Below are 19,247 nucleotides of genomic sequence, written 5' to 3' on the forward strand. Positions count from 1 at the left end.
TCGCCTTGAGAAAGCTGATTAGGTCGAGATCGATTGCGGGAAGAGCGGTTTCGGGCACAGGAAGAGCGCGATTCCACCGACCTCAACCCATGCTGGCAGCCCCGGCCAGAGAGCTTGTGACACACTTTGAATCAGCCCTGGCTTGTTGGCCGCTTTACCTGAGAACGACCTGGCCGGCGAGGCTGTCGTTCAGCAGGGAGCGGCGTTCTCCGGCCAGTCTGAGTTCATCATCATCGGAGTCTTCCAAGGGCAGATCGAACCAGAAGGTGGTACCGATGCCCAGTTCGCTAGCCATGTTGATGTGACTGCCGTGCTTGTCGATGATGCCGCGGACGATTGAAAGACCCAGACCGGTGCCGGCTTCGGTGTGCACGGCGTTTTCCACCCGAAAGAAGCGATCGAAGATGCGTTCCTGATCCGCTTCCGAGATGCCGCAGCCCGTATCGGCGATCTCGATCCGCAGCCGCGGCAATGGAGAGGTGAGCGTGCAGCGGGGGTGCTCTTCGCCGGCGGGCCCGCTGGGTTCGAGCTGGCAGAGATCGGGCCAGGGGTAGGCACGGATCCTGAGGCCGCCTCCCTTGGGCGTGAACTTGAGGGCATTGCCCACCAGGTTGTCGAGCACCTGCAGCAGCAGGTCCCAGTTCCCCAGCACGCGCGGCAGGGTTGGATCGCTCTCGAAGGCCAGACTCACCCCCTTGTCTTCGGCGTTGAGGCGGTAGGTGCGCAGGGTCTGCTCGATCGCCGGTGGCAGTTCCAGGGGCTCCAGGGTCCAGACCCGCTCGGATTCGAGCCGGGAGAGATCGAGCACGTCGTTCACCAGTCGGGTCAGCCGATCGGTCTCGTCGTTGGCGATGCCCAGGAATTCGCGCTTCTCGGCTTCGCTCAACTGATCGCCGAGATCGTGGAGGGTTTCCACGTAGCTCTTGATGTTGAACAGGGGTGTGCGCAATTCGTGCGAGACGTTGCTGATGAAGCGGCTCTGGGCCGCGTTGAGTTCCACCTCGCGGGTGAGATCCTGAATCGTCACGGCGATGCCCTTGAGGCTCTCGCCGCTGGCATCCCGCACCGATTGCAACACGATCCTCAGGGTGCGCGGTGGCTCACCGAAGCTGCAGCGCACATCGGTGCTGTCGCGCTGGTTGCCGATCAGGCTTTCGAGCGGCGCGTGCAGTTCAACCGCCAGCCGCTCCGGCAGCTCCCGCTCCAGGTCGTTGCCCTCAAGGCTGCGTCCTTCCCAGCGGAACAGCCGCCGGGCCGTGGGATTGGCCAGCACGATGCGGCCTTCGGCATCCAGCAGCACCGCCCCATCGGCCATGGTGGCGATCAGCGACTGCTGCTTCACCTGGGCGGCGGTGAGCTCTTCGATGTTGGCGGCTTTGTAGGCCTCCAGCTGGGACGCCATGGTGTTGAAGCCATTCAGCAATTCACCCAGTTCGCCACCCACCGGCAGGGCGATGCGAGCCTCGAAGGTGCCACTGGCAATCAGGCGCACGCCTCGGAGCAATTCCTTCACCGGCTGGGTGATCGTGAGGGCGTTGAACACGGCACCGAGGATCACCAGCACCCAGATCGAGATGAACACCGCCACCGTCACCTCCCGGGTCAGGGCGGCGCTGGCCAGCAGGGTTTCGTTGGGATTGATGCCCAGTGCCAGGACCCCCAGATACCGGCCGTCGTTCACCATCGCCACGAACACGTCGGTGACCCGGCCGTCGGGGGTGAGGTGCTGGCGGACCAGGGGATTGTCCGGACGGCGCTGGATGTCTGCGGGCAGCTCCAGGCGGCGGCTGAGCAGTTGGTCGCCGTTGCCGCTGCTGTTGCCGATCGGAATGCCGAGGTAGATCACCCCTTCGGGATCGGCGAAGAGGATGTAGCGCAGGCTGCGACTGGAGCGCCAGAAGCGCTCCGATACCTGGGCCAGTTCCCGGTCGTTGCCCTCGGCCACCAGGGGGGTCACATTCGCCGAGAGCAGCAGGCCCAGGTCACGGGCATAGCGCGTGTCGCTCATGCGGGCATCGCGCTGGATGCCGTTGAGGGCAAGGAAGGTGATGCCGGTCATCAGCAGGCTCACCACCAGGGTGGCCACCGCCAGCAGCTTGGTCTGCAGACTGAACTCCGCCCACCAGCGGGCCAGTCGTTCCCGCCAGGTGTGGTGGATAGCGCTCGGCATGGACCTGGGCATCGACTCCGCCATCAGCGCTGCCGGACCTGATGACCGATGTCGCGCCGGAAGGTCATGCCCTCGAAGTGCACCTGGGCGAGTCCGTCATAGGCCAGCTCAAAGGCGGTGTCGAAATCATCGGCCTGGGCCACCATGGCCAGCACCCGGCCGCCACTGGTGCGGCAGAGGTCATCCGCATCGCGGCGGCTGCCGGCATGGAACAGCTGCCGGTGCTGATCTGCGGCGGGCCGACCCTCGATTGGATCCCCCTGGCGCACCGTGCCCGGGTAGCCGGCGGCGGCGGCGATGACGCAGGCACTGCAGTGCGGCGCGATCGTGAGGCTGGGGGCTGCCTCCAGGCAGCCTTCGGCGCAGGCCAGCAGCACCGCCGCCAGTTCCGGACCCAGCAGGGGCATCAGGGTTTCGCACTCCGGGTCGCCGAAGCGGCAGTTGTATTCGATCACGCTCGGACCCTCCGGCGTCAGCATCAGCCCGGCGTAGATCACGCCGCGGTAGTCGATGCCACGCTGGCGCAGGGCCGCCAGGGTGGGCTCCAGCACCTGGCGGCGAACCGCCTCCAGAGCGGCGGCATCGAGCAAGGGGGCCGGCGCGTAGGCGCCCATGCCGCCGGTGTTGGGCCCGGTGTCCCCTTCGCCGATGCGTTTGTGGTCCTGGGCTGGGGGCAGCAGCACCATCCTCTCGCCGTCGCAGAGGGCAAACACCGACACCTCCGGACCGCTCATCCGTTCCTCCAGCACCAGGCAGGTGCCCGCCTCGCCGAAGCGTCCGGCAAAGGCCTCCTCGATGGCGGCGCGGGTCTCGGCCACGCTCTCGGCCACCGTCACCCCCTTGCCCGCCGCCAGGCCATCGGCCTTCACCACCAGGGGGCGGTTCTGCTGCTCCAGAATCACCAGGGCCTCGGCGGCGCTGGTGGCGCTCCAGTGGCCAGCGGTCGGGATGCCCGCCTCCCGCATCAGCGCCTTGGCCCAGCGCTTGCTGGCCTCCAGCAGGGCGCCATCGGCTCCGGGGCCGAACACCGCCAGACCGGCGCCGCGCAGCCGATCCGCCAGACCCGCAGCCAGGGGAGCCTCAGGCCCCACGACCACCAGCTCGATCGCGTGCTCCGCGCAGGCTTGCAGCAGCCCGTCATGGTCGGTCTCGGCCACCGAAAGCTGGTGGCAGCCCTCCAGCTCGGCGGTGCCGCCGTTGCCGGGGCTCACCCACACGGCCTCGACGCCGCCACAGCGGGCCAGGGCCCAGCCGAGCGCGTTCTCGCGGCCGCCGCCGCCCACCACAAGGATCCGCCGAGGCGTCCTGCCGGCCGGGGCCGGGGCAGGGGGGGTGGGCGGCGCGGCCGGGTCGGGCATGGCGAGGGGAGCGGGTTGGGGGCAGTGCCCTTAGGTTGTGATCCAGTCATGGCCGCGACGGCCGTCTGAATCGACATGCCGGCTGGCCGGTCGCCATTGTCCCGCCTGATCGGGCTCTGCCTGGTCGGTGCCTGCCTGGGGATCAGCCGGCCTGTTGCGGCAGACGTCATTCCCCCGGCTAGTGCTGCTTCCCCGGACGTGGCTCCAGCGGCCATTCCAGTCAATTCGTCTGCGGTCAGTCCTGCCAACTCGCCGGCTGCCAATCCGCCCGCCGCCAGCGCGCCGGCCGCCAGTCCCGCCGCTGCTGGCGCCCCGGGGGTGCCGCCCCAGCCCTACCCCCCCGAGGTCTTTGCCTTATTGCTGGAGAAGGGAAGCCTCGAGCAGATCGAGCAAGCCTGTCTCACGCTGCTGGATCTGGGGGACGACCTGCGTGTGCGCCAGCTTCACGCCCGGTTGATGACCCTCCATCCGGCGCCCCAGCCCCTGGCGGTGGTGCTGGCCAACGCCCACGTGCTGATCAGCTGCCGCGCCCCCCAGCAGGCCTTGGCGGTGCTGGATCGCTTTGGCCCCGCTGCCGGTGGCGAACGGCAGCAGTGGCTGCTGCTGCAGTGGCGCGCCGCCAACGCTGGCCTGGATCACCGCCGCGCCGCCGAGGCCCTCTGGCGACTGGCGGCTGGCGATGCGGCCCGACTCGAAGCCGTGCTGCTGCCGGTGAAGCAGGCGGCGGACGGCACGACCACCACCCGCGTGGCCCTCGATCAGCTGGCCGAGCACTACATCGCCCAGGGGCGTCGCCGTCAGGCCGCCGAGGTGCTGCTGGCCTCCCGGCTGCCAGGCGTTGCCACCGCGTCGCGGCTGCAACAGGCCGCTGCCCTGCTCGAGACCCTTCCCCTGGCGGAGCGGGACAGCTTGTACGAGCGGGCCCTGGAGCAGGCGGCGGCGGCTGGGGCCTGGGGGCTGGTGACCCAGCTGCTCGATGATCAGGCCAGGCTTCAGGCGGAACCGGGCGGCGATCCCAGCCGTGCGATTGAACGGCGGTTGCGCCTCAGTGGCCGCATCGACGACGCCTATGGCGAATGGCTCCTGCGCCGCCAGGATCCCGCCGCCAGCGATCGCAGCCGCCAGCTGGAGCGCCAGCTGCGTTCCCCCCGCGAGCCGGGAGGGCACCAGCCGACGACCACCCCTCCAGCCGCAGCGGTCCCGGCCAAGCCCGTTCCGGCGGATCCCGCCCCGGTGACCGGGCAGGATCCGGCAGAGCCCGCTGTTCCCCAGCCATGACCGCCTACTCCCTCGGCGCCCTGTTGCACGAAGGCAAGGCCAAACGGGTGTTTGCCACCGATCAGGCCGATCTGGTGGCGGTCGAGTTCAAGGACGACGCCACGGCGTTCAACGCCCAGAAAAAAGCCTCACTGCAGGGCAAGGGCTCGCTCAACTGCCGCATCTCGGCCCTGATCTTCGAGCGGTTGGACGCGGCCGGGATTCCCACCCACTACCGCGGCGTGGGTGAAGACCGCTGGATGCTGGTGCGGCCGGTTGAGGTGATCCCGCTCGAAGTGGTGCTCCGCAACGTGGCCGCCGGTTCGCTCTGCCGGCAGATGCCGATCGCAGCAGGCACGCCGTTGCAACCGGCCCTGCTGGATCTCTATTACAAGGACGACGCCCTGGGCGATCCCCTGCTCACCGAGGCTCGGCTGGAGCGGCTGGGGTTGGTGACGCCCGAGCAGGGCCGGGCGATCGAAGCCCTGTCCCGTCGCATCAACGACGCCCTGCTGGCCCTGTTCCTGGAGGCCGGTCTGCAGTTGGTGGATTTCAAGATCGAGCTGGGTCTGGCGGCCGACGGCAGCCTGCTGCTGGCCGACGAGATCAGTCCTGATACCTGCCGTCTCTGGGACCTCCGCAGCGGCGGTGAGGACCCCAGCGATGAGCGGATCCTCGACAAGGATCGCTTCCGCCGCGACCTCGGTGGCGTGATCGAGGCCTACGGGGAGGTCCTCAAACGGGTCCAAGGGGTCTGTCCTTCGCCGCGCTTCTACCGGTAAGGTCAGCCCAATTTGCGGCCTGGCCGCTCCGTACCCGACACCATGGCCGGCCTGCCTGGCATTACCGCCACCCTCCCCCTGATGGCGCTCGCCCTGGCGGCCCCTGCCGGTGTGCTCGCAGCGGAGCGCCCCCCTGCGGAGGTGGAAGCCGCTGCTCGCATCGCTCAGGCGGAGCCGGCTCAGGTGCAGTCGGCCCAGGTGGACCAGACCCCGACTGCGCAGGCTCCGGCCGCCACGACCCCTGCGGAGGGGCAGCCGCAGCCCGCGACGACTCCGGACGGTCCCGCCGGATCCACCGAGGGTTCCACTGAATCCCCCGATGGCGGTGGGGGCTTCCCGATGCCTGCCGATGCCCTCCCGGCCGATGCGGCTCCCGTGCCCGCCGAAGGCTCTCCTGCCGGAGGCCCTGCACCTGGGTTGCCGCAGGGCAGCACCACGACTCCGGCCGATCCCAGTGAGCCGCGCGTCCTGATCAGCGAGGTGGTGATCCAGGGGCTGGAGAACCATCCCGAGCGCGAACGGCTCGAACTGGCCGCCTATGCGGCCATGGCCACCACCCCGGGCAGCCGAGTCACCCGCAGCGAGCTCCAGACCGATCTGTCCGCCATCTACGCCAGTGGCTGGTTCTCGGATGTGCGCATCCAGCCGGTGGATGGCCCGCTGGGGGTGCGGGTGGTGGTGCTGGTCACCGCCAACCCGGTGCTGGAGAAGGTGACCCTCGAACCGGCCACAGCCAAGTTGCCGGCTGAGGTGGTGCAGGACACCTTCGCCGCCGATTACGGCAAGACCCTCAACCTCAACACCCTGCAGGGCCGCATGCAGGACCTGCAGAAGTGGTACGCGGATCAGGGCTATTCCCTGGCCCGCATCACCGGTCCGGGTCGGGTCAGCCCCGAGGGGGTGGTGGAGCTGATGGTGCGCGAGGGCAGTGTCGGTGGGGTGGAGGTGCAGTTCCTCAACAAGGAGGGCTCCGCCACCAATGACAAGGGTGAACCGATCCGCGGCAAGACCAAGGCCTGGGTGATCACCCGCGAGATCTCCCTCAAAGAGGGTGATGTCTTCAACCGCCGCAATCTCGAAGACGACATCAAGCGGATCTACGCCACTGGCCTGTTCAGTGATGTCAAGGTGACCCTCAAGCCGGTGCCGGCCGAGCCGGGGCAGGTGGTGATCGTGCTGGGCATCGTCGAGCAGTCCACCGGTTCCCTCTCAGGTGGCCTCGGCTACAGCCAGAGCCAGGGGGTGTTCGGCCAGATCCAGGTGCAGGATTCCAACCTGTTCGGCCGTGCCTGGGATCTGGCGTTCAACTTCACCTACGGCCAGTTCGGTGGCCTGGCGGACATCTCGTTCACCGATCCCTGGATCAAGGGTGATAAATACCGCACGGCCTTCCGCGGGCGGCTATTCATCAGCCGCGATGTGCCGCAGGTGTTCCAGAGCCAGAACAACGGCAATATCTACAGCGTGCGTGATTTCTATGAGGCTCCCGGCACGAAGGTGGCCTACAACATCGAATCCAAGAAGAATCCCCAGAGCAAGACGTTTGATTCCGTTAACGACGCCGAAAACGCCGACCCGCGCAACAGCTGGTTCGATTACTCCGGTAACACCGTTCTGATCCAGCGCATCGGTGGCAACGTTCAGGTGGTGCGACCCCTCAACGGTGGTAACCCCTTCAAGCGAGCACCCTGGAGTGTGGTGCTCGGCCTCAACGTGCAGGAGGTGTCGCCGATCAACTACTCCGGCGATTCGCGTGTGTTCGGCGTGGCCCAGCAATCGCTGCAGAATGGCAACAGCAAGGCCCCGACCGACGACATCATCTGCCTTTCCTACAACTGCGCCAATCAGAATCAGTTGGTGGGGGTCCGCGTGGCCGCCACGATGAACAACCTCAACGACCCTCGCAATCCCACCTCCGGGAATTTCCTCAGCCTGGCCAGTGAGCAGTTTTTCTCGGTCGGTCCCGATTCCCCCACCTTCAACCGGGTGCGGGCCAGCTACACCCACTTCATCCCGGTCAACTGGCTGAAGGTGTATAAGGGCTGCCGCCCCAAGGCCGGTGAGTCTGCCGATTGCAAGCAGGCCCTTGCCTTCCAGTTCAGTGCCGGCAGCAACATTGGCCAGCTGCCCCCCTACGAAGCCTTCTGCGTGGGTGGCTCCAACTCGGTGCGGGGCTACTACGACTGCGACCTGGGTGTGGGCCGCAGCTTCGGCGAGGCCACGATCGAATACCGCTTCCCCCTGTTCAGCATCGTCAGCGGCGAGCTGTTCATCGATGGCGGCACCACCTTCGGCAGTCAGGCCAACGTGCCCGGCAATCCCGGGGGCCTGCTCGGTAAGCCCGGCAGCGGCTTCTCGGTGGGTACCGGCCTGATCGTCACCACGCCGGTGGGGCCGCTGCGTCTGGAGGTGGCCAGCCAGGATTTCACCGGCGACTGGCGCTTCAACTTGGGTGTGGGCTGGAAGTTCTGATGGGGATCTGGCCTTCCGATTACGACCACGGCTGGACCCTGGCCAGCCATGTGGAGCGCTCCGGCGTTGGTCTCCACAGTGGTGCCATGGGCCGTGTGCGGCTGCAGCCCTCGGAGCGACCGGGTTTCCGGGTTGGCTGGCTTGAGCATCCTGCTCAGCCCAGTCTGGCGCTGCATCCTTCCCAGGTGTGTGAGACGCAGCTCTGCACAGCCCTGCGGCTGGGCAGCGAGCGGCTCGCCACCGTGGAGCATCTCCTGGCTGCCCTGGCCGGAACCGGAATCACCCAGGCCGAGATCCTGGTGGATGGCGAGGAGATTCCGGTGCTGGATGGTTCGGCTCTGCCCTGGGTGGAAGCGATCGCGGAGGCGGGGCTTGCCCCGGTGGCTGCACCGACCTGGGCCCCGGCCCCCCGCGAGCCGATCACCCTGCAGCAGGGCAGTGGGTTTGCGGTGGCGCTGCCGGCCGAGCGCCTGCATGTGGGTGCCGCGATTGAGTTCCCCCAGGCGGCCATCGGTCGCCAGTTGTTCTCCGTGGCGCTTACCCCAGAGGTGTTCGTGCGCGAGGTGGCTCCGGCCCGTACCTTCGGCTTTCGCGATCAGGTGGAGCAGCTGCGCGCCGCCGGCCTGATCCGCGGCGGCGATCTCGACAACGCCCTGGTCTGCGACGGCGACACCTGGCTCAATCCGCCGCTGCGCTTCGTCGATGAGCCGGTGCGCCATAAGCTCCTGGATCTGCTGGGTGATCTGGCCCTGGCGGGACTCCCCCGCGCCCAGGTGTTCGCCTACCGCGGTTCCCACGGTCTGCACACGGCCCTGGCTGCCGCCCTTGCCAGCCCAGTCCCTGTTGCCGCCTGATCCCTTCCCCCGCCCGCTGCCCCTTCCTCCTTGTCCGCCCTCGCCTCCCCTTCCGTTGTGCTCGGCAGCGAGCAGATTCAGGGTCTGCTGCCGCACCGCTATCCGTTTGCCCTGGTGGATCGTGTGATCGAGCACGAGCCCGGCCGACGGGCCGTGGCGATCAAGAACGTCACCATCAATGAGCCCCAGTTTCAGGGCCATTTCCCCGGCCGCCCGCTGATGCCCGGCGTGCTGATCGTCGAGGCGATGGCCCAGGTGGGTGGCCTGATCGTCACCCAGATGCCGGATCTGCCCAAGGGGCTGTTCGTGTTCGCCGGCATTGATGGGGTGCGCTTCCGACGGCCCGTGGTGCCCGGCGATCAGCTGCGCATCACCTGCGAACTGCTGGCCCTGAAGCGCAAGCGTTTCGGCAAAGTACGCGCTGAGGCCACGGTCGATGGTGAGCTTGTCTGTTCCGGTGAACTGATGTTCTCCTTGGTGGACTGATCGGCATGACCAGCGCAGCCATGGCGACATCGGTCCATCCCACGGCCTTGGTGGATCCTCGGGCCCAGTTGGGGAAGGGGGTCGAGATCGGCCCCTATGCCGTGATCGGTCCGGACGTGCAGCTCGGTGAGGGTTGCCGCATCGGTCCCCATGTGGTGATCGACGGACGGGTGCGGCTGGGAGCTCGCAACCGCATCTTCCCCGGTGCCTGCATCGGCCTTGAGCCGCAGGACCTCAAGTACTCCGGCGATCCCACCGAGGTGGTGATGGGCGATGACAACACCATCCGGGAGTGCGTCACGATCAACCGCGCCACGGCGGGCCAGGAGTGCACCCGGCTCGGCAGCGGCAACCTGTTGATGGCCTACAGCCACATCGGCCATAACTGTGTGCTGGGGGACCGGATCGTGATCGCCAACGGTGTGGCCGTGGCCGGCCATGTCGAGATCGGCGATCGGGCCGTGATCGGCGGCGTGCTCGGTATCCATCAGTTCGTGCACATCGGCAAGCTCGCCATGGTGGGCGGCATGAGCCGCATCGACAGGGATGTGCCTCCCTTCATGATGGTGGAGGGCCATCCCGGTCGGGTGCGTGGTCTGAACCGTGTCGGCCTGCGGCGCAGCGGCCTGGCCGATCACGACGACGGTGCCCAGTTGCGGCAGCTCCAGGAGATCTGGACCCTGATCTATCGCAGCGATCGTGTCCTGGCGGAGGCCCTCAAGGCTGCGCGGCAGCTCTCCCTGCTCGGGGCGGCCGCAGAACTCTGCGACTTCCTGGAGGCCTCGATCGGCCCGGGCCGCCGCGGCCCCCTGCCGGCGCAGCGCTGATGGCGCGGCTGTTGATCAGCACCGGGGAGGTGTCCGGCGATCTGCAGGGGTCGCTGTTGATTCAGGCCCTGCACCAGGAGGCCGCCGAACGGGGGCTCCACCTGGAGATCGTGGCCCTCGGTGGTGAACGGATGCGCCGAGCCGGTGCCAACCTGTTGGCCGATACCGCCTCCCTCGGCGCGATCGGGCTGTGGGAGGCGGTGCCGCTGATCTGGCCAACCCTGCGCCTGCAGCATCGCCTGCGGCAGTGGCTCAAGCTCCATCCCCTCGATGGGGTGGTGCTGATCGATTACATGGGAGCCAATGTGAATCTGGGCCTGCGGCTCAAGCGCGACCAGCCCCAGGTGCCGATCACCTATTACATCGCTCCCCAGGAGTGGGCGTTTCGCCTGGGGGATGGCGGCACGACCCGGCTGATCGGCTTCAGCGATCGGATTCTGGCGATCTTTCCGGAGGAGGCCCGCTTCTATGCCGAGCACGGTGCCCGGGTCACCTGGGTGGGCCATCCCCTGCTCGATACCCTCGGCAGCCAGCCTGGCCGCGAGGAGGCCCGTCGTCTGCTGGGATTGGCGCAGACGGTGCCGGTGCTGCTGCTGTTGCCCGCCTCCCGCCGCCAGGAGCTGCGCTACCTGCTGCCGGAGATGGCGGCGGCGGCGGCGGAGCTGCAGCGGCGCCACCCCGATCTGGAGGTTCTGGTGTCGACGGGGCTGCCTGGGTTCGAGCCCTTGCTGGAGGAGGCCTGCAGGCGTGAGGGGCTGCGGGCGCGCGTGATTCCCGCCTGCGAGGCCGATGCACTCAAGCCGGCCCTCTGTGCCGCAGCCGATCTGGCCCTCACCAAATCCGGCACCGCCAACCTGGAGCTGGCCCTGCGGGGGGTGCCGCAGGTGGTGGTTTACCGGGTCAGCCGCGTCACCGCCGCCGTGGCCAAGCACCTGCTGCGCTTCAACGTTCCCCACATCTCGCCGGTGAATCTGGTGCTGCAGGAGCGCCTGGTGCCGGAGCTGCTGCAGCAGGACTTCAGCCGTGACGCCTTGATCCGCGAGGCGGAGATCCTGCTGGATCCCGACAGCGAGGCCCGCCAGCGTCTGCTGGAAGGTTATGGGCGGCTGCGCCGCATCCTTGGGGAGCCGGGCGTGACCCGGCGGGCTGCCGCGGCCATCCTTGATCAGATCCCCCAGGGAAGCCCGCCGCTCCCCGTGCCCGCCTGATGCAGCCGGGCCGCCATCCTGCGGCCCGGCTGCGCGATCCTGAGCGGGCTTCGCGTGTCGTCGTCGTGCGCCTGTTTGCCGTCCTGCTGTCGTTGGTGTTGGGGGCCTGCAGCCTCACGCTCGCTCCCCCGCTGGCCCAGGCGGCTACCCAGGAGGCCGTGTTCGCGGGAGGCTGCTTCTGGTGCCTGGAGCACGATCTTGAAACCCAGCCGGGGGTGCTGGAGGCGGTGAGCGGCTACAGCGGTGGCTCCCTGGCCCAGCCCACCTACAAGCAGGTGTCCGCCGGCGGCACGGGACACCAGGAGAGCGTTCTGGTGCGTTTCGATGATCGACGCATCAGTTATGCCACCCTGCTGCGCGCCTTCTGGCGCAATGTGGACCCCTTCGATCGGGGCGGCCAGTTCTGCGATCGCGGTGACTCCTACCGGCCGGTGATCTTCACCAAAGGGGCGGAGCAGGCCAGCCTTGCCCAGGCCAGCCTCAAGGCGGCGGCCGCAGAGCTGGGCCGGCCGGTGTCGGCCCTGAAGGTGGAGATCAAGCCGTTGCAGCGCTTCTGGCCGGCGGAGGGCTACCACCAGAACTATGCCGAGCGCAATGCGGTCAAGTACAACTACTACCGCTGGTCCTGCGGCCGCGATCGCCGCCTGGATGCCGTCTGGGGCAAGCGAGCCCGTGGGTCGTCGGCCTGGAGCTCCCGCTGATGGGCAGGGGTTTTTACCCTTCCCATCCAGGCTTGCTGCGGTTAGGGTTTGGCCATATTCGTCCGAAGCAGCCTATGTATCTGCTGACCATTCGAGACGGTCTGCAGACCCGGCATATCGGGCCCTACGAGAGTCCGAAGCAGGCGGCCGACGATCTTGATCGTCTGCTGGCCAGCTGCGGCGAGCGGGCTCGCTGGCAGATCCATGCGCTCGAATCTCCGGAGTTGCTGCGGCAGCAGCTGAGCAACCCGCGTCCTGGTCGCGCCGCCATGGTGGCCTGACTGGTTCAACGTTCTGGCGGCCTGGACCACAGGCCGCCCCTGCGGATTTAGTTCGGCTGCTCAGGCCGGGGCTGGCGTGGGTAGCCCCGCAGCAGTCCGCTTTCGATCATCAGACCCACGCCTGCATTGATCAGGATCAGGCCGAAGGTGCCGTACCAGAACCAGGGACCTGGATCAGCAATCGTGTCCACGGTCTTGGCCGAGGCCGCCAGGGTCTGGATGCCCTTGCGGATCACCGCCTCGCCGAACAGGCAGAGGCCCGCCGGGAGCATCAGGACCCCTAATTGGGCTTTGGCATACCAGCGGATCTTCTGAGCGGCCATGGGGCTGGGAATCCGGCTTCAGGGGCTCCAAACTTAGGCGGTGGCCCCCGCCTGCACCCACTGCACCAGGGTGCGCACCCCGAAGCCGGTGGCGCCGGCCGGATCCATGCCCCGCCCCTTGTCGCTCCAGACGGTGCCGGCGATATCGAGGTGGGCCCAGGGCAGATCCTTGGTCACGAAGTCCTGCAGGAACAGGGCGGCGGTGATCGAACCGCCCGGGCGCGGACCGGTGTTCTTCATGTCGGCCACAGGGCTCTTGAGGCCGCTGCGATAGGAGGCGCGCAGGGGCATGCGCCAGAAGGCCTCCCCGCCCACCTGGCCGGCCTGCAGCAAGGCAGCGGCGAGCGCATCGCTGGTCGACCAGAGGCCGGCGATCTCCTCCCCCAGGGCAATCACGCAAGCCCCGGTCAGGGTGGCCAGATCCACCACGGCATCCGGCTCCAGCTTGCAGGCATAGATCAGGGCGTCCGCCAGGGTGAGCCGCCCTTCGGCATCGGTGTTGTTGATCTCGATCGTCTTGCCGTTGGAGGCGGTGACGATGTCGCCGGGGTGGACGGCACCACCGCTGATCATGTTTTCGCAGGCGGCCACGATCACATGCACCTCCACCCCCGCGGGCCGCAGCTCGGCAAGGGCACGGGCTGCCCCCAGCACGGCGGCGCTGCCGCCCATGTCGTACTTCATCATCTCGATCTGGGAACCGCCCGTCTTGAGGTTGTAGCCGCCAGAGTCGAAGGTGAGCCCCTTGCCCACCAGGGCCACGCGCCGCTGGATCGCGCCCTCGGGGCGGATGGTGAGGTGGATGAACTTGGGCGGCAGATCCGAGCCCTGGGCCACCCCCAGGTAGGCCCCCATGCCCAGGGCCTGGCAGTCACTCCGCTCCAGCACCTTCAGCTCGGCGCCATAGGCCTCGGCGATGGCGGAGGCCGTGTCGGCGAGGGCCTGGGGGGTCACCACGTTGGGGGGCGCTGCCACCAGTTCACGGGCCAGCTCCACGCCGGCGCAGACCGCCCCCACGCGGCTGAGGGCGGCATCGGCGGAGTCATCCAGGCCGATCAGGGTCACCGCGTCCGGGCGGGGTTTGGGTTCGGCCTCGCTGCGGAAGCGTTGGTCGGTGTAGAGGCTGAGCCGCACGGCCTCGGCCATGGCCGCTGCGGCGGTGGCGGGCGTGATCTCGGCCGGCAGGCTGGCCAGGGGGAAGGCCAGCCCCAGGTGGTGGCCACCGGAGGCGGCGGCGGTGGCAGCGGCCTTGGCGACGGCGCTGCGCAGACCATCGAGACTGAAGCCATCCGCCTCGCCCAGCCCCACCACGACCACGGCCGCCGGCTCGACGTCCATCCGTTCGAAGGCGAGCACCTCGGCTGGCTTGGCTTTGAAGGCCCGTTGTTCCAGCCGTTTCCGCACGCCAGCGCCGAGCAGGGCTTCGAGGACGCCCAGCAACGGCTGCCCGTCCTCTCCCGCGAACAACCCCAGCACCAGGGTGTCGCCACTCCAGTCGCCGAGGGGGGTGGCGGAGGTTGCGGGGAGGCAGCGGACCTGCATGCGGATCGTACGGGCGTGGCCGCGATCGTAGCCAGCACGATTGGGCTTTCTCAGTCCTGCAGCGCGGTGAATGGGGTGCTCCAGCGTTCGCGCGTCTCCTTGTTGAAGGGTGGCAGCCACTGTTGGATCAGGGCCTGCTCCAGGGCTCGGCGGGCTGCGGTCGTGGAGGGCACGTCGCACCAGAAGCGGATGCTCAGCTGGGGTTGCAGGTCGGCGGCACGCAGGGCCTCGCCATAGGCGCTGAGGTAGCTCTTGCAGTCGTGATCCCCCTTCCAGCGCCGGTCAGCGCGGCTGGTTTCGCCCACGTAGAGCAGCAGGGGGCAGGGGGCTTCGGCGGGCCGGTCCATCACCAGATACACGGCGGCACCCTGGTGGGAGCTGCTGGGCCAGCGCCAGAACGACAGGCTCTGGGGCGTGAGGCTGAGCGGATCCAACCGGCCAGCCAGCCGCTGAGGCTGACTCGGTGGGCCGAACAGGAGGCCCTGCTGGGCGGCGGGATCGAGGCCTGCGGCAGTGGCGTTGAACAGGGGCTGTTGGTGAGACGCCAGGGCCCCTTGCCAGGCAAGGATCTGGCGGTGCAACAGCGGCAGGGTCTCTGGTCTGACAGGACTGGCCGCGGCGGAGAGGGCTGTGGTGGAGGCCGACGTGCTGGCGAACAACTCCCCCTGGCGTGGCTGGCCTCGGCTGCTCATCGCGGCTTGAGGCGCTGGTTGGCGGGCTGGGGCAGGCTGGGCCCGGCGGGTCCGGGGCTGAAGCGCACCCGGCCGATCCAGCCCTCCAGCAGGGCGGGGGGAAACTGCAACCGCAGCTGCAGATCGGCCAGGTCCTGAAATGGCTGCCGTGACCGTTCGCGCAGCAGCCGCCCGCAGCGCTCCTCGTTCAGCCCCAGATCACGCTGCAGCTCGGCGGCGCTGGCCTGGTTGATCTCGAGCGGACGTGCGGCCGGCACCGCAGGCGCGTCGCCATACCAGCGAAAGTCCAGCAGGGGGATCCAGGCCGCCACGGTGGCTGGCTCGAGCTCCAGCAGGTTGGCCAGGTCGTCTGGGCTGCTGAGCTGGACCCCGCTGGCCTGGAGACGCAGCAGCAGATCCACATGGGTCGGGCTGCAGCCCGGCAGCCGCAGCCAATCGGCGGCCGCGGCCCGGTTCACATCCAGCCGCCAGCCGAGGGCGGCGGCCCGGCGCACCTCGTCCGCTCCGCCCAGCCGCAGGGCCGGGTTCTGGGCCAGCCGCAGGGCCAGCAGCTCCCGCTCCACGGCGTCCTGCTTGTCTGCTTCCCGTTCGTCGACGGCTTGCCTGTCGTTCCCGAGAGTGGTGCGGTCGTCTGGCGAGGCTTTCTGCTCGGGCGTGCGCCAGGCCGCCACGGCACGGAGGCGCTCGGCTGTGATGTCCAGCGCCTGGCCCAGGGGGCTGACGCCGCCGCCGGACTTCGGTTCACGCTCAGGCACGGCGGGAAGTTGGCCGGTCGCCTCCAGCAGACGGCGGGCCAGGGGATCGAGCCAGTGGCCCTTGGCCATACGGATCCGGGCGCGGTACGGCCCAGAAGTTAGCGGTGGCCTCCCTGCCGGAGCCAGGTCACGGAATCCGCCCTCGCCCGGCGGGGTTCAGGCGTCCAGCCAGGGCACCAGTCCGCGACAGAGGCCGATCACGGCGGCATGGGTGCGGTCGCGCGCCTGCAGTTTGTGGCGAAGGTTCTGGATGTGGCTTTTCACGGTGTCCGGCGACAGGAAGAGCCGGGCGCCGATCTCCGCGTTGGAGTGGCCCTGCGTCACCAGGGTGAGCACCTGGGTCTCGCGCTCGGTGATCGGCCGCAGGGGGGTGTGGTCGGCATGGACCTGCCTGAACAGATCAGCCAGGTCAGAATCGATGTAAACTCCGCCACCGTGCACCGCGCCGATTGCCGCGCGCAGCGTGCCGAGCCCGATGCGTGATTCGAGGCAGATGCCGTTGCAACCAGCCTGCATTGCCGCCTTGAGGCGGTAGCTGCGTTGCGGTTGGGTGGCGATCAGCAGGGTTCGTAATTTCGAATGGACCTGTTTGGCCTGCACCACCAGGTCGATGCCACAGCCGCTTTCAAGATGGTCGGTGGCGATCAGCACGTAGGGCTTGTGTTCGCTCAGCAACCGCAGCACGTCCGGGGCGGTGGTGGCGGCTCCGGTGATCCGCAGCTGCGAGGGGTAGTGGCAGAAGAAGGTGAGCAGGGCCCGGCTCCCCATGGCGACCACGGCCTTGCTGCCGCGGATCAGCTCCAGGCTGGTGAGGTCAGGGTTCTGCAGGCGAGGTAGGTGAGGGGTGAAATCCACAGGTGGCGGAGCTCCTGAACGGCGATCGGCACAGAACGGGTGGTGGGACTGATCGTTGCCGGCATGGTGAATCGTGCCGGCGCCGCTGTCAGGCCTTGATGGCGTTTCGCTGAACCTGCGTGCGTGGATCCGCACCTTCGATCGGGAGCGGGGGGACCCCAGAATCGTCGCCAACGCCTTGCCGGGCTTTGCCATGGCCTTCTTCGACTCCGAGATCGTTCAGGACGAGGCCCGGCGTCTGTTCAGCGATTACCAGCAGCTGATGCAGCTGGGCAGTGATTACGGCAAGTTCGATCGGGCCGGCAAAAAGCTCTACATCGACCGCATGGAAGAGCTGATGGACCGCTACCGCGTGTTCATGAAACGCTTCGAGCTCTCGGAGGATTTCCAGGCCAAGCTCACCGTGGAGCAGCTGCGCACCCAGCTCGGCCAGTTCGGCCTCACCCCCGAAGCGATGTTCGAGCAGATGCAGCAGACCCTGGAGCGCATGAAGCGCGAACTCGATCAGACGGCCTGATCCCGCAGCCCGACTGATCCCGGGTCGCGCCTGCCTACGATCCGCCGCGGTCTGGTATCGGGGAGTGGGATGGCTGTGGCAGGAGTTGAGCCCATGCAAGGAGGTGGCGCCATGCAACGGGTTGCCGCTACGCAAGTTGCTGAGGCCATGGAGCTGCCTGGCTGGCTCGCGCGTGGCCTGGTGGATCTGTTCCCGGCCGGCAGCGGCGGCGCCACCGATCCCGATCAGCAGCTCGGGGCTCGCCTGGCGGAGGCCGAGACCGCTGGCCGGCCCCTGCGGGTGAAGCTGGGGATCGATCCCACCGGCAGCGACATCCACCTGGGTCACAGCATTCTGTTCCGCAAGCTGCGGGCTTTTCAGGATGCGGGCCATACGGCCGTGTTGATCATCGGCGACTTCACCGCCCGCATCGGCGACCCCACTGGCAAAAGCAGCACGCGGGTGCAGCTCGACGCCGAGGCGGTGGAGGCCAACGCCCGCACCTATCTCGAACAGCTGGGCCAGGGGCAGCCGAGGGAACGGGCCCTGCTCGATTTCGAGACGCCGGGTCGGCTGGAGGTGCGTCGCAACAGCGAATGGCTGGCGGGACTGGATCTGCCGCAGGTGATCGACTTGCTGGGCATCAGCACGGTGGGGCAGATGCTGGCCAAGGAGGATTTCGCCAACCGCTACGGCTGCGGCACACCGATCTCCCTGCACGAGTTTCTCTATCCCCTGCTGCAGGGCTACGACTCGGTGGCGGTGCAGGCCGATCTGGAGCTGGGCGGCACCGACCAGAAGTTCAACGTGGCCATGGGCCGCGATCTGCAGCGCCACTTCGGCCAGCGCCCCCAGTTCGGTCTGTTGTTGCCGATCCTGCCGGGCACCGATGGGGTGCAGAAGATGAGCAAGAGCCTGGGCAACACGGTGGGCCTGCGGGAAGACCCGCTGTCGATGTATTCAAAGCTGGAGAAAGTGCCCGATGCCGTGGTGGACGCTTATCTCACCCTGCTGACCGATGCCGATCTGGCCGCCCTGCCGGGTAACCCGCGTGAGCGCCAGAAGGCGATGGCCCTGGAGATCACCCGGGCGCGCCATGGCAGCGAGGCGGCGGCCCAGGCCCAGGCGGATGCGGCGCGTCTGGTGGCCGGTGTCGCCGGCACTGGCGCGGCCGATGCCGAGGTGCCGGAGGCCTCGCTGGCGGCGGTGAACTTCCCGGCCAGGGCCTTCTATCTGCTCGCTGCGGTGGGTGTCTGCGCCAGCAGCAGCGAGGCGCGCCGCGCCATTCAGGGCGGTGGTGTGCGGCTCGACGGCCTGAAGCTGGCCGATCCCAATCAGGAGTTCGCCGATGCCGCCGCGCTGGATGGCAAGGTGCTGCAACTGGGCAAGAAGACCTTCCGCCGCCTGGTGGCCGGATGACCTCTCCTGTTCCCCTACCGGCTGATCAGGCTGCAGCGGATCGGCTGATCGTGGCCCTCGACGGCATGGATCGCACCCAGGCCCTCCGCTTTGCAGAGGCGATCCCGGATCTGCGCTGGGTGAAGGTGGGGCTGGAGCTGTTCACCGCCGCCGGCCCCGCGGTGATCGCGGAGCTGCGCGATCGGGGCCTGCGGGTGTTTCTTGATCTCAAGTTCCACGACATCCCCGCCACCATGGCCGGCGCCTGCCGCAGCGCCGCTCGCCTCGGCGCCGAGTTGATCACTGTGCACGCCTGCGCCGGTGGCGATGCCCTGGCCGCTGCCCAGGCTGGAGCAACCCAGGCCGCCGAGCAGGCGGGTCTGCCGCAACCCACCCTGCTGGCGGTCACGGTGCTGACCAGCTGGGATGCCGCTCGTTTCGCCGCTGAGCTGGCGATCGACGAGCCCCTGAACATCTACGTGCCCCGCCTCGCTGAACTGGCCGTCGCGGCCGGCCTCGGCGGCTGTGTCTGCTCTCCGCTGGAGGTGGCGGCCCTGCGGCAGCGCTATCCGTTGCCTTTCGCCCTGGTCACCCCGGGAATCCGGCCGGCGGGAGCGGAGGCGGGGGACCAGCAGCGGGTGTGGAGTCCGGCTGAAGCGATCGCGGCCGGTTCCAGCCAGCTGGTGATCGGCCGGCCGATCACGGCCTCGGCGGATCCGGCCGCTGCCTTCAATCAGTGCTGCTGCGAACTCGCGGCTGCGTGACGCCTGGGGGCGACAGCGCCCCAGAC

Annotated in this window: 19 protein-coding genes; 12 read left to right on the forward strand and 7 right to left on the reverse strand. The window is 68.3% G+C overall.

From position 1 onward, the window contains the following. Window positions 1-154 precede the first annotated feature (154 nt). Together nblS and purD are read right to left on the reverse strand one after the other, a co-directional pair. Entirely contained in the window at window positions 155-2,170 is a 2,016-nt protein-coding gene (nblS, locus tag KQ310_RS12020) for a two-component system sensor histidine kinase NblS (protein ID WP_259721970.1), read from the reverse strand. 23 nt (window positions 2,171-2,193) lie between these two features. Beyond that, window positions 2,194-3,528 (reverse strand): phosphoribosylamine--glycine ligase, encoded by a 1,335-nt coding sequence (purD, locus tag KQ310_RS12025; protein WP_259721971.1) that lies wholly within the window; start codon window positions 3,526-3,528, stop codon window positions 2,194-2,196. A gap of 198 nt (window positions 3,529-3,726) precedes the next feature. On the opposite strand from purD, the gene KQ310_RS12030 reads away from it, so the two are divergent. The 9 genes from KQ310_RS12030 (at window position 3,727) to KQ310_RS12070 (ending at window position 12,396) form a co-directional block, all read left to right on the forward strand. Beyond that, complete coding sequence (locus KQ310_RS12030) at window positions 3,727-4,806, forward strand: hypothetical protein (protein ID WP_259721972.1); 1,080 nt, start codon at window positions 3,727-3,729, stop codon at window positions 4,804-4,806. After that, window positions 4,803-5,567: a phosphoribosylaminoimidazolesuccinocarboxamide synthase gene (gene purC / locus KQ310_RS12035; RefSeq protein ID WP_259721973.1), complete on the forward strand. Its 765-nt coding sequence runs from the start codon at window positions 4,803-4,805 to the stop codon at window positions 5,565-5,567. The genes KQ310_RS12030 and purC overlap by 4 nt, the downstream gene beginning before the upstream one ends. Window positions 5,568-5,609: 42 nt before the next feature. Then, window positions 5,610-8,039, forward strand: coding sequence for a BamA/TamA family outer membrane protein (locus tag KQ310_RS12040; protein ID WP_259721974.1), 2,430 nt, complete (start codon window positions 5,610-5,612; stop codon window positions 8,037-8,039). Further along, complete coding sequence (gene lpxC / locus KQ310_RS12045) at window positions 8,039-8,893, forward strand: UDP-3-O-acyl-N-acetylglucosamine deacetylase (protein ID WP_259721975.1); 855 nt, start codon at window positions 8,039-8,041, stop codon at window positions 8,891-8,893. Before KQ310_RS12040 ends, lpxC begins: the two co-directional genes overlap by 1 nt. Window positions 8,894-8,923: 30 nt before the next feature. Further along, window positions 8,924-9,379 (forward strand): 3-hydroxyacyl-ACP dehydratase FabZ, encoded by a 456-nt coding sequence (gene fabZ / locus KQ310_RS12050; protein ID WP_259721976.1) that lies wholly within the window; start codon window positions 8,924-8,926, stop codon window positions 9,377-9,379. Between the two features lie 20 nt (window positions 9,380-9,399). Continuing rightward, complete coding sequence (lpxA, locus tag KQ310_RS12055; protein ID WP_259721977.1) at window positions 9,400-10,206, forward strand: acyl-ACP--UDP-N-acetylglucosamine O-acyltransferase; 807 nt, start codon at window positions 9,400-9,402, stop codon at window positions 10,204-10,206. Beyond that, window positions 10,206-11,414 (forward strand): lipid-A-disaccharide synthase, encoded by a 1,209-nt coding sequence (gene lpxB, locus KQ310_RS12060; RefSeq protein ID WP_259721978.1) that lies wholly within the window; start codon window positions 10,206-10,208, stop codon window positions 11,412-11,414. Before lpxA ends, lpxB begins: the two co-directional genes overlap by 1 nt. 65 nt (window positions 11,415-11,479) lie before the next feature. Next, on the forward strand, window positions 11,480-12,115 hold the full coding sequence (msrA, locus tag KQ310_RS12065; protein ID WP_399238256.1) for a peptide-methionine (S)-S-oxide reductase MsrA: 636 nt from the start codon (window positions 11,480-11,482) through the stop codon (window positions 12,113-12,115). Window positions 12,116-12,189: 74 nt separating this feature from the next. After that, window positions 12,190-12,396: a hypothetical protein gene (locus tag KQ310_RS12070; protein WP_259721980.1), complete on the forward strand. Its 207-nt coding sequence runs from the start codon at window positions 12,190-12,192 to the stop codon at window positions 12,394-12,396. 47 nt (window positions 12,397-12,443) lie between these two features. Here KQ310_RS12070 and KQ310_RS12075 read toward each other — a convergent pair whose 3' ends face one another. The 5 genes from KQ310_RS12075 to KQ310_RS12095 form a co-directional block, all read right to left on the reverse strand. After that, window positions 12,444-12,719 (reverse strand): hypothetical protein, encoded by a 276-nt coding sequence (locus KQ310_RS12075; protein WP_259721981.1) that lies wholly within the window; start codon window positions 12,717-12,719, stop codon window positions 12,444-12,446. 33 nt (window positions 12,720-12,752) lie between these two features. Beyond that, the gene (locus KQ310_RS12080) at window positions 12,753-14,261 is read right to left on the reverse strand and encodes a leucyl aminopeptidase (protein ID WP_259721982.1); all 1,509 of its coding nucleotides are present in this window, start codon (window positions 14,259-14,261) and stop codon (window positions 12,753-12,755) included. A gap of 50 nt (window positions 14,262-14,311) precedes the next feature. Next, window positions 14,312-14,953 carry a GIY-YIG nuclease family protein gene (locus tag KQ310_RS12085; RefSeq protein WP_259721983.1) on the reverse strand — a complete coding sequence of 214 codons (642 nt, stop codon included), beginning with the start codon at window positions 14,951-14,953 and terminating at the stop codon, window positions 14,312-14,314. Next, the gene (locus KQ310_RS12090; RefSeq protein ID WP_259721984.1) at window positions 14,950-15,777 is read right to left on the reverse strand and encodes a hypothetical protein; all 828 of its coding nucleotides are present in this window, start codon (window positions 15,775-15,777) and stop codon (window positions 14,950-14,952) included. The genes KQ310_RS12085 and KQ310_RS12090 overlap by 4 nt, the downstream gene beginning before the upstream one ends. Before the next feature lie 87 nt (window positions 15,778-15,864). Continuing rightward, on the reverse strand, window positions 15,865-16,563 hold the full coding sequence (locus KQ310_RS12095; RefSeq protein ID WP_259721985.1) for a response regulator transcription factor: 699 nt from the start codon (window positions 16,561-16,563) through the stop codon (window positions 15,865-15,867). A 193-nt stretch (window positions 16,564-16,756) separates the two neighbouring features. Here KQ310_RS12095 and KQ310_RS12100 point away from each other — a divergent pair, with 193 nt between their 5' ends. The 3 genes from KQ310_RS12100 to pyrF all read left to right on the forward strand — a co-directional run bounded on the left by KQ310_RS12100 (window position 16,757) and on the right by pyrF (window position 19,221). Beyond that, on the forward strand, window positions 16,757-17,080 hold the full coding sequence (locus KQ310_RS12100) for a DUF1825 family protein (RefSeq protein WP_259721998.1): 324 nt from the start codon (window positions 16,757-16,759) through the stop codon (window positions 17,078-17,080). A gap of 147 nt (window positions 17,081-17,227) precedes the next feature. Continuing rightward, window positions 17,228-18,478: a tyrosine--tRNA ligase gene (gene tyrS, locus KQ310_RS12105; protein WP_259721986.1), complete on the forward strand. Its 1,251-nt coding sequence runs from the start codon at window positions 17,228-17,230 to the stop codon at window positions 18,476-18,478. Then, window positions 18,475-19,221 carry an orotidine-5'-phosphate decarboxylase gene (gene pyrF / locus KQ310_RS12110; protein ID WP_259721987.1) on the forward strand — a complete coding sequence of 249 codons (747 nt, stop codon included), beginning with the start codon at window positions 18,475-18,477 and terminating at the stop codon, window positions 19,219-19,221. The genes tyrS and pyrF overlap by 4 nt, the downstream gene beginning before the upstream one ends. The last annotated feature ends 26 nt before the right edge of the window (window positions 19,222-19,247 follow it).

Origin of the sequence: Synechococcus sp. CS-1328 (assembly GCF_025128095.1) — a bacterium.
Lineage (GTDB): Bacteria > Cyanobacteriota > Cyanobacteriia > PCC-6307 > Cyanobiaceae > CBW1002.